Annotated in this window: 8 protein-coding genes; 3 read left to right on the top strand and 5 right to left on the bottom strand. The window is 38.5% G+C overall.

Annotation, left to right across the window (positions count from 1 at the left end):
• Positions 1-272 precede the first annotated feature (272 nt).
• Complete coding sequence (locus DQQ10_RS27565; RefSeq protein WP_133259790.1) at positions 273-716, top strand: hypothetical protein; 444 nt, start codon at positions 273-275, stop codon at positions 714-716.
• A gap of 2 nt (positions 717-718) precedes the next feature.
• Here DQQ10_RS27565 and DQQ10_RS27560 read toward each other — a convergent pair whose 3' ends face one another.
• The 4 genes from DQQ10_RS27560 to DQQ10_RS27545 form a co-directional block, all read right to left on the bottom strand.
• Positions 719-1588, bottom strand: coding sequence for a DUF4238 domain-containing protein (locus DQQ10_RS27560; protein ID WP_112750183.1), 870 nt, complete (start codon positions 1586-1588; stop codon positions 719-721).
• Entirely contained in the window at positions 1585-2280 is a 696-nt protein-coding gene (locus DQQ10_RS27555) for a hypothetical protein (RefSeq protein WP_112750182.1), read from the bottom strand. Before DQQ10_RS27555 ends, DQQ10_RS27560 begins: the two co-directional genes overlap by 4 nt.
• A 1-nt stretch (position 2281) precedes the next feature.
• A complete protein-coding gene (locus tag DQQ10_RS27550; RefSeq protein WP_112750181.1) occupies positions 2282-3820 on the bottom strand; it encodes a hypothetical protein in 1539 nt (512 codons plus the stop codon).
• A gap of 63 nt (positions 3821-3883) precedes the next feature.
• On the bottom strand, positions 3884-5491 hold the full coding sequence (locus DQQ10_RS27545) for a hypothetical protein (RefSeq protein ID WP_112750180.1): 1608 nt from the start codon (positions 5489-5491) through the stop codon (positions 3884-3886).
• A 298-nt stretch (positions 5492-5789) separates the two neighbouring features.
• Here DQQ10_RS27545 and DQQ10_RS27540 point away from each other — a divergent pair, with 298 nt between their 5' ends.
• A complete protein-coding gene (locus DQQ10_RS27540) occupies positions 5790-6662 on the top strand; it encodes an ArdC family protein (RefSeq protein ID WP_165824149.1) in 873 nt (290 codons plus the stop codon).
• A 51-nt stretch (positions 6663-6713) separates the two neighbouring features.
• On the opposite strand, the gene DQQ10_RS27535 is transcribed toward DQQ10_RS27540, so the two are convergent.
• Entirely contained in the window at positions 6714-6926 is a 213-nt protein-coding gene (locus DQQ10_RS27535) for a helix-turn-helix transcriptional regulator (RefSeq protein WP_112750178.1), read from the bottom strand.
• Between the two features lie 204 nt (positions 6927-7130).
• Here DQQ10_RS27535 and DQQ10_RS27530 point away from each other — a divergent pair, with 204 nt between their 5' ends.
• Positions 7131-7322, top strand: a complete 192-nt coding sequence (locus DQQ10_RS27530) for a hypothetical protein (protein WP_112750177.1) — start codon at positions 7131-7133, stop codon at positions 7320-7322.
• Positions 7323-7403: the final 81 nt, after the last annotated feature.

Here is a 7403-nt window from a genome sequence, read left to right as displayed (position 1 = left end):
CCGGGTCAAATGATTACCGAAACGGGTGGGTCAGATAATTAGCGAAATACCTGGGTCAAACCATTTCCGAAATAGGTGGGTCAGGTAATTACCGAAAGGGTGGGTCAGACGGTAGCGAAATATTCAATGGGACATGGGGGATCGAGAAAATGGACGACTCATGTATCCATATTGAAAAGAGCTTTGGTTATCCCGGTCTTAAAGGCAATATTAGAAAATTAAACAAACAGTATGGAAGATTGTGTGCGGCTACACATTCTCAAAAAGTGCGAATGAACTCAATAAACTCTCCCAGTCCAGATTCGACATTAAACGGGATTGTATTTGAACCGATGGAAGCGGTCTACACCAAAAGGATTTTTATCTATACCTTAGCGCTTTGTCTTGATTCATTGATAATATTTTTCAAAGCTCAACGTACTGAAACTGATTGGAAAAAACCGATTATTGAAGTATTGAGCGAAGCAAAAAGCACTTTGGATTCGCTCTATCATTTGAGCAACGAAAATTTCGAAAAAGGGTACCTTATTTACAGGGAGCATATTAAGATTGATGCAAAGAAAATTATCCAGATTTACTCTATCGATCTACATGGCAATTTCAATGAACCAGTTAAAAGGAAGACACTGCTCACAGCTGATGAGAATAGAAAGTTTGCAAAAAAACTTTCCGAACGACTACTCAGTGATGACAAGGTGATACACAAAGCAAAATAGGATTATTCTTCGCGGTGTTCCCCGGCTAGTACGAGAAACTCATGTGCGTTAGCACTTATCTTTTTTTGAATCTCCCATGCCTGTGCTTGTTCGACCAAGTGTATTCTTTCTGATGATAGAGAACGTAGCGAGTTAACTTGATCGTCAGACCCTTTGAAGTGAAGATACAACAGATGCTTCGGTGTGAGCGGAAAGTATACTTCACTTTCCTTAGCAAAGATCTCAAGATTATCTTTATCAATTCTATTGTCAACGATAACCGGGTCTGTGGAAGTATACCATGGTCTTTCATCTGTCGTCTCCAGAATTACAACCTCGAAGTGTCCAATTCTCATAATCAAATATTCACTGAAGAACAGAAGCGCTCGGTTAATAAGTTTGTCGGACGGGAGGTCCATTAAGGATTGAAAAAATGGTTGGTTCGGCATGTCTTTAAACTCTTGTGCATCTTTAGCTCGATGCCCAATTATAAACTGTAAGAAGTTTCTTCTAGTATCCGGTTCGAGAAACTCCATGATTTGTGCTCGCCATTTGTCAGACCTAACAATTTGAACAGCCACAAATTGCAAGAGATATGCAATTGACTTTTCTGAAAGTTCACCATCGGACTCAACCTCTTTGACGATATTGTTGTACTCGCCTTCTAACGTTGCATTCATTTTCTCAAACATTCGGTGAATTCTGGGATCATCACTTTCAATGTCGAAGTGATTTACCTCGGCTGTAAAGCTTTTGATGCTCTTTTGCATAGGTCTTTCATTGCCGCGTTTTAAAACAGAAACCTTCCATTGATTGTTTAAGTCTTTGTACCCAAATTTTTTCAGGTATACTTGTGGAACCTTATGCTGGCTTTGGTTAACAGGGGTAGTCATATTTTTATTGTCCTAACAATTTCCTGAATCTCTTGCCGAGTATAGTTGTCCGAAATTCCTGGTCTACTAATAAAGTAGTCGACCAACTCATCAGGGTTAAGGTCAAAGTTTTTTTGGATTCCTTTTGATATTGTTTTTAGGTAGCGGCTTGATGGCTTCACAAAAGGCTGCGAATCTGAGGAATTTGTAAAAGTGAAAATTGGGTAGTTTGCCGCAGTCCCAAGGTAGAGCAGCATTCCGTACCATGACCTCTCCAAGATAAGCAGTGTTTCTTGTTGCTGCGCTTTAACAAAGTCGATAGTTAAATTCTCTTCCCGTTTGGTTTCTTGTTTTACAATTTCACCGAATTGATTCTTAGTAATCAGATACATTTTGCCAAATGTTTTTTCGTTTTCATTTTTTTGATGACGAATAAAACCGACTCCACCGTTCTCCCATGATGCAGACTGTTTAGCGAAATATAGAGCATGGGGAATTAGCAAGTTTCGTTCGTCAAGGGGAAGAGATTTATCTGAACAACCTGGATACACTGTTGAGTTTCCGTCAGTTTGACCACCTCGTAAATAGCAGTAAAATCTCTCTCGAAAACAATTCGAACCGTAGCTTGCATACCAGATGTATTCATTCTTAGTGAGAAAAGTAAATCCAAATTTATACAGTACCTTTCTTAATAGATGGCTGACAATGTTCATATTAGTAAGCGTGGTGTAATCCCTTAACATATTTATCTAGAAGTGTGTAATCAGGTTTCCCGACTTTTGCCTTCTTGAGAAGTTTTGTGCATCGTTTGTCGAATGGCTTGCGCTTTGCGATCAGAGTGACGATGTAGTGAATACCGTGCCTAATCGGATCACTGTTTTGATCTAATTCATTCTCCAAAAATGCCCAGAAGCCATCACTGGAAATGAGCCTCTCAACTTCAATGATTTGTGACTCCAGATGATAAAACGCTGGGATGACCTCTTCGCCTAAAAGAAGGTATTCTATCAAGTACTTGTAGTCAGGATTTGACAGCCCTTTATTCAATTGATCGATCAAAAATCTTTTTTTATTCAGTTTCAAGTCATTGCTGAAACACAATTCGGAAGCATGGTATAAATCCAAGAGCAGCATATCAGATATTTCGGATTGATCTGCGATATTCATTCTTCCATGAGCAACCTTATTTCTGAATAGCCTAAAGCGAAAAGAATAATACTCATACTCTAAGTCACTGCCAAGAACCTTTCTTAGTCTGTTCAGTTTTTGCTGGAATCCTTCTGTCAAGAGTACGTTCTCAGGAGTACCGACAGTCTTGCAAATATCATGGAAAATCCCTTCGATGATGGTTGGCACTGCGTTGGCAAACATCATTTTTGATCCGTTTGAATATGTGTCCAATGCTTCCCTGATAATTGTGCTATGCTGATCGAGAATATGATGTTTATGTAATAAATCAGAAATAGAAAATATTATTTCCTTTTCGCTGATGTACTGTTGAATTGTCCTGTTAAAGGCAGGTCGATCCGATTCATAAGTGACCTTTAAATCTCGAATTAACCTTACCGGTAGGTCACCAAATTTATTATCAAGATCGCTTGGCGGATGAGGCGTGTATGCTTTAGAATTCCAGTAGTAACTATATGGAACCGACTGAAAGAAAGCTGGAAATAAACTTGAGTCATAACATTGATTCAACGCTAGGTTGTGAATCCTGTCTTTTAGAAAATTCATGATTTCCGTTCTTGCGTCTTCATTATGCTGTTGATAGTATTTAAGAATTGGTATCAATTCTTGAATTTCAGCGGTGTCGTTTCTTTTTATTGTTTCAGATTGCTTTTGCGTTATCTCTGCGAGTGTTCTGTCGATAGCCTTGATGTCAGCAAAAGCATGTTCATATAGTCCCAGTAGTTCATCTTTTGGCGATTTTACGATGGTAAAGTAAAAACGGCATACATACTTATGGAACTCATTCTCATTCTCCGGAACTTCGTGTTGCTCGTGGTCGGAATCTTCTAAAAACGATTTTCTCAATGAACTGAAGTCGGAAAGAAATGGGTTTATATTGAGAGTTCGAAACAGAAAGTGTTTTGAAAGAATGTCGAAATCACATCGATAAGCAATCCCCTGTTGCTTCAAGTCATCCAAAATTTCCTGAACTTGCCCTCCGGTGATGCCATGCAGAGGAAATTTCTTTAGCTGATGTCCATAGTCGATATTTTCGGAGAGAGAATTATTTTGATCTTTAGGCATGTCAATACGTATGTTTTTTAGAAAATTATCATCCTGAGAAATGTTTGCTTCAAATAGAGCTATTTAATCTTCAGACACACCAAAAAAATCTAAAGCCATGGCACTATTGACGACAGAGTAACATTTCAATGACTCATTATATCCTATTGGATTTTGCTCCATAAGAAATTCAACATTATTCTTCATAGCAGGGTGAATCAGTGATTTCATATACTTCACAAAATTTATAGATGTCTCATAAAAACGAGTTACAGTTTTCTTGTCGGGCACATGAAACATTTGCTTAAATGATTCAACTGCAGGCCGATCATCGACTGCTTGATGAAGTGGGTAATCCCTATCAAATAACACAACACCTATGCGGTTATGTTCTGAGCTTTCATCAAAATGAACATACTTGTTCCGAAATGACATCAATTGTTGAGCGTCCTTAATGGCTTTGTTATTCACGTCAATTTCACTCGCTAACAGCGAAGAATAGAAGCCGAAATTTTTGATTCGGAACATGAAATCGGATTTTAGGAATTTGTCCATCACCTCAGGGTAATCTTTTAATTCAACTGGACTTCCGACACGGATAGCAAGGTTCAAATAGGATTCAATAGCAAAGGCCGCATGGAGCACAAGCGATTTCGCTACGGTGTGATATTTGACGCTGTTGTCGATGAATCCACGCAGACCATCAACATATTTGTTTGGATCTTCATTTGTGATATGTTTTGTCGGACCTTTGGGTGGCGTTAAGTCAATCTCGTTAATATCTTTCCAAAGTGAGTCAACGCATTGTTTGTAACTAACAAAATGATTAATGATCAACTGATGTTTATCGTAAGTTTTGATTGCATCCGCCAATTCCTTGCTGTGTGTTTTAATGTTGGTTTCCAGAAACTTGACAACATCAAAAGGTTCACCCTCAAATGATACAACCGCCTCCACTGCATGAGGAGTTCGCCAAATTTGAATGAACCCTTTGTCGCACTCCAGCATGAAATCCCACCAAAACATATTGTCTAAAGGCGCACCAGCTCTGGCCGTTGAATTGAACCCATTAGGTTGACTCGAAATCTTCAACTTTAGCAGAGTGTAAATTTTAACAGTGTCTAGTTCAATTGGGCCAACCATTTTGTGATTCCATTTTGATTTATCAATGTCACCAATGAATTCAAAAACTTTAGATGGTTTGTCTCTCCATGTTTCGATTTTATAGTAGTCCTTTTTTTCGTTGCTCTTTGGCGATGTCTTCATATCATCAATCTTTATCAATTTGTAGTTGAAGTGAATATTTTGAAGGAAGATTCTGATAATGAACAGGCTATGCTTTGTTAAAGTCTGCCATCGTTCTTCTAAAGGGAAAAAATATGAAGCCAATACAAAATGGTCTCCTACAGCACACATCCAGGTGTATGAAGAAAGAGGACCTTCAAAGAAAGTTTCAGCAAAGCTAACGTTGGGTAATTCTGGATTGTGAAATATGAGCTTGTTGTTGTGGATGAGGTTTTCAATATCCGGAGTAATTTTGCGGCAACTGATTTGGAAAAATGACTTCCCTATAATTGCAAACTGATACGGCTTCGTGTCAGCTTCCTTTCTCTCTACTGCTTTCCAAACTGATGGAATTTTGATTGCAAATAGTCCGTTTGGCTCTTCAAAAATTATTGATTCGTCCTTCATATTTTAAAAGTTGAACAAAAGTGGGTCAGAACAACGCAGCCTTTTTGCGTAGTTCAATAATTTCTAGATTTTTTTGCTTTTATCCGACCTAAGTTCGGGCTTTTTCCGGACTTGATGCCAAAAGCTTCCGGCATATAAACGGTTTCCCCCTTGCATTTCTGTCGTCATTCCAGGAGCCCCCATTGATATTCCTTTTCCTTTTGGCGCAAGCTTATGTCAGCGGAGTTGTTTCTGTTTTCCGGAATAAGCCCGGAGAGATGGCCATCTAAAATCAAAGTTTCACTTAAACATGATGGTTATGAAAACGACAAGCGAAAGAAAGAACATGTATGATGTAATCAATGACATGATCATGAACAAACTCCAAAATGGAAAGACACCTTGGAAACAGACCTGGAATGATTTCGGTCCGGCAAGAAATTATGTAAGCAAGAAACCTTACAGAGGAATCAACGCTCTTATTTTAAACAACACAGAATTCGAATACCCATTGTTCCTCACGTTTCTTCAAGTGAAAGAACTCGGTGGATACATCAAGAAAGGTTCAAAGAGTATCGAAGTCATTTATTGGAAGACGCTGGAATTCTCCGAAGAAGAAAAGATCAAACGAATTCCTTTTCTTAAGTATTACAATGTCTTCAACGTTGAATGCGTGGAAGGAGTGAAGCTCAAACTTCCCACCAAGTATGTTAACGATCCAATTGAAATGTGTGAGACCATTGTTAACGACATGCCTTCAAGACCAATAATTGAACATGGCGGAGATCAACCGTATTACAACTGGATGGAAGATCGTGTCAAAGTTCCTAATCGTGACAATTTCATTTTATCAGATGAATATTATGCCACATTATTCCACGAGCTTTCTCACAGCACCGGTCATACTTCAAGACTCAATCGTGACACTTGCATGAAGCCAGCGGTTTACGGATCGCGAGACTATTGTAAAGAGGAACTTGTAGCAGAGATTTCAACTTGCTTTCTATGCGGGGAAGCTGGAATATCAAACAACACAATAGACAATAGTTCAGCTTACATCCAGTTCTGGGTTGAAAGGCTCACTCACATGCTAAGGGAAGACAATAAGGCCTTTGTTAGGGCGTCAGCATTAGCCCAGAAGGCAACTGATTTTATCCTGAATAGGATAGAAGAACCAGTACTACAAGATTAAAGCATATCTCAACTTATTCAGAGGCTAGAGAGTCGCAAGGCTCTTTAGCCTTTAGTCTTTTGTAGGGATAAGCAATTCACGAATATCAACATCGAGAGCCTTAGCCATTTTGTGAAGTGTTTTCAATGTCGGCTGTTGTTCATTGTTGCAGATTCTCGAAATCGTATTGGGATTGAATGAAAGCGTCTTAGCAAATTCCTTTTGGCTGATTTCCCTTTCAGCAAGTACCACTTTAAGTCGATTAATCTTTAGTTTTTCTGCCATCTGTTTGTGTGACGATCATTAAATCCATCACAAAATAGATTCCCGCCCTCATTTATAAAACTCAAACTTTCTGATTATCAGGTTTTTAAAGTATAGAAAACGGCTAAAAAGGGCATATACTATACTTTATAAATATTATAATGTACTTTTAAAGTATATTATTGGATTTGGAAAAATCTTGTCTTTGAGCTTAAAACTTGACTTATGAAATTCAATAGCGATAGATATCCGCTTGTAAAGCTACCTCAGAAGATCGACTACTGCCTGTATTTGATTAAAGAAGAGTTGAAAAGTAGAAGGTTCTTCGAGGGCTTGCATAGTGTCGGTTTAGACGATGTTTACCTCCAGCCTGACTATTTCGCTAAGTGTGACCCACCTATTTCGGTAATGATCTGACCCACCTTTTAGCTGCGTGGATTTGATGGTTCTAAGCTAGTGTTTTTCGGAAGAGTTTTTTAATGATTTTTTTCTTAACGA

It is taken from the genome of Pseudochryseolinea flava (assembly GCF_003286915.1).
GTDB classification, from domain to species: Bacteria; Bacteroidota; Bacteroidia; order Cytophagales; family Cyclobacteriaceae; genus Ohtaekwangia; species Ohtaekwangia flava.
This window is presented reverse-complemented; position numbering and strand designations above follow the sequence as displayed.

Excerpts from the sequence above, each read along its gene's own strand:
- DQQ10_RS27550 (WP_112750181.1), bottom strand. The coding sequence starts at position 3,820 with ATGCCTAAAGATCAAAATAATTCTCTCTCCGAAAATATCGACTATGGA.
- DQQ10_RS27530 (WP_112750177.1), top strand. The coding sequence starts at position 7,131 with ATGAAATTCAATAGCGATAGATATCCGCTTGTAAAGCTACCTCAGAAG.
- DQQ10_RS27555 (WP_112750182.1), bottom strand. The coding sequence starts at position 2,280 with ATGAACATTGTCAGCCATCTATTAAGAAAGGTACTGTATAAATTTGGA.
- DQQ10_RS27535 (WP_112750178.1), bottom strand. The coding sequence starts at position 6,926 with ATGGCAGAAAAACTAAAGATTAATCGACTTAAAGTGGTACTTGCTGAA.
- DQQ10_RS27565 (WP_133259790.1), top strand. The coding sequence starts at position 273 with ATGAACTCAATAAACTCTCCCAGTCCAGATTCGACATTAAACGGGATT.
- DQQ10_RS27540 (WP_165824149.1), top strand. The coding sequence starts at position 5,790 with ATGAAAACGACAAGCGAAAGAAAGAACATGTATGATGTAATCAATGAC.
- DQQ10_RS27560 (WP_112750183.1), bottom strand. The coding sequence starts at position 1,588 with ATGACTACCCCTGTTAACCAAAGCCAGCATAAGGTTCCACAAGTATAC.
- DQQ10_RS27545 (WP_112750180.1), bottom strand. The coding sequence starts at position 5,491 with ATGAAGGACGAATCAATAATTTTTGAAGAGCCAAACGGACTATTTGCA.